Annotated in this window: 1 protein-coding gene and 2 pseudogenes; 2 read left to right on the top strand and 1 reads right to left on the bottom strand. The window is 67.8% G+C overall.

The features are described 5' to 3' along the window. Window positions 1–196, top strand: a pseudogene (locus VXC91_RS45640) (RNA-guided endonuclease TnpB family protein); the annotation flags it as partial. Between the two features lie 141 nt (window positions 197–337). Here the strand turns inward: VXC91_RS45640 and VXC91_RS45635 are convergent. Further along, window positions 338–831: pseudogene (locus tag VXC91_RS45635) on the bottom strand (SAM-dependent methyltransferase); the annotation flags it as partial. Here VXC91_RS45635 and VXC91_RS45630 point away from each other — a divergent pair. Continuing rightward, window positions 780–1,220, top strand: coding sequence for a transposase (locus VXC91_RS45630; protein ID WP_329513219.1), 441 nt, complete (start codon window positions 780–782; stop codon window positions 1,218–1,220). The pseudogene VXC91_RS45635 and the gene VXC91_RS45630 overlap by 52 nt on opposite strands. The last annotated feature ends 163 nt before the right edge of the window (window positions 1,221–1,383 follow it).

Raw genomic sequence — 1,383 nt, 5'->3', positions numbered from 1 at the left:
GCCCGCGGATGCCTCCCGCGTGCGCGTGTACCAAGACAGTCTCGGGCACTGGTATGCGTCCTTCGTCGTCCCGGCCCGGGTTGAGCCGCTGCCGGCGACCGGCCGTGTCCTGGGCGTGGACTGGGGTGTGAAGGAGACGGCCACCACCACGAACGATGCCTACGACCTCCCGCATGCCGAACACGGCCGCAAGGCCTCTACCTGTTTCTTCGCTGGTCAGCGCGTGATTTGCGTTCCGCTGGCGTCCGTCGTTGTGCGGGGAAATCTGTGGCTGTTGCCGTCGCTACTGCCGTCAGGAGTCGGGCGGCGGTGCTGGTGCCATTTCTCGCTCCGCCGGTCACCGCGGAGTTTGTCGGGCCACCGTGTATGCGGTGGGGCCAGTAAGCCCTGTCCCTGTGCCGTCGAGCATGTCCAGGACCTCGAAGCCGGCGCCCTCCGCGTAGCGTTCGAGGTCCTGGGGGAACAGGACACGCCTGCGGATCTCGTCTCGGGCCTCGTCGCCCGAGGGGAGCATCCAGTGCCGGTGCATGGTGTTGATCTGGGTCCGCAGGTCCCACGTGTGGCGGATGGTGAGGGTCGCGGATCCCGTCGGGGTGTCGACCGTGGCGGTGGTCGGCTCGGTGCGGGTGATCGGGGCGACGGGGGAGCACAGCACGAGCAGCGCTCTGGCCGGGCGTGGGCGGCGAAGGTGGCGAAGACCTGGCCGATGTCGTTGTTGTCGTGCACGTAGGCGAGGCTGTTGCCCATGCAGGTCACCACGTCCATGCGCTTGCCGAGTCGTGCGGTGCGCATGTCGCCGGTGCGGATGTCCAGCTCCGGCCGGGCGTGGCGCCGCCCACCTCGCCTTCTGGGCGAAGTTCGCCCCCGGCGTCAAGGAATCCGCGGGGAAGAAGAAGGGCCGGGGCACCACCGGCCACGGCAACTCCTACCTGGCCCGCGTCCTGGGTAACTGTGCCACCGCCGCCGGTAAGACCGACACCTTCCTCGGCGAACGATACCGGCGCATCGGCCGCCGCCGCGGCAAGAAGAAGGCCCTGGTCGCCGTCGGCCGCTCGCTCCTGGTGGTCATCTGGCATCTGCTTTCGACCCCGGACACCCGCTTCCACGACCTGGGCTCCGACTACTACGACACCCGCATCGACCCCGACCGCCGAAAGCGCAACCACATCCGCCAGCTCGAAGCCCTCGGCTTCACCGTCACCCTCACACCCGCCGCATGACCGAGATGCAGTCCACCCGTCGGCACTCTGCCCACGGGCTGATGACGTGCGCCTACTGGTTCGTCCATTTTCGGATGAGTCAGAGGTCAGGTGGATAGAGACAGGACAGGGATCCGCGTGGTGGACTGGTAGAGCGGGTGTATGAGTGTATGCAGCCGATGTG

This window comes from Streptomyces chiangmaiensis (genome assembly GCF_036281785.1).
GTDB classification, from domain to species: Bacteria; Actinomycetota; Actinomycetes; order Streptomycetales; family Streptomycetaceae; genus Streptomyces; species Streptomyces chiangmaiensis.
The sequence above is the reverse complement of the archived record's forward strand: the minus strand, read 5'-3'. Positions and strand labels throughout refer to the sequence as shown.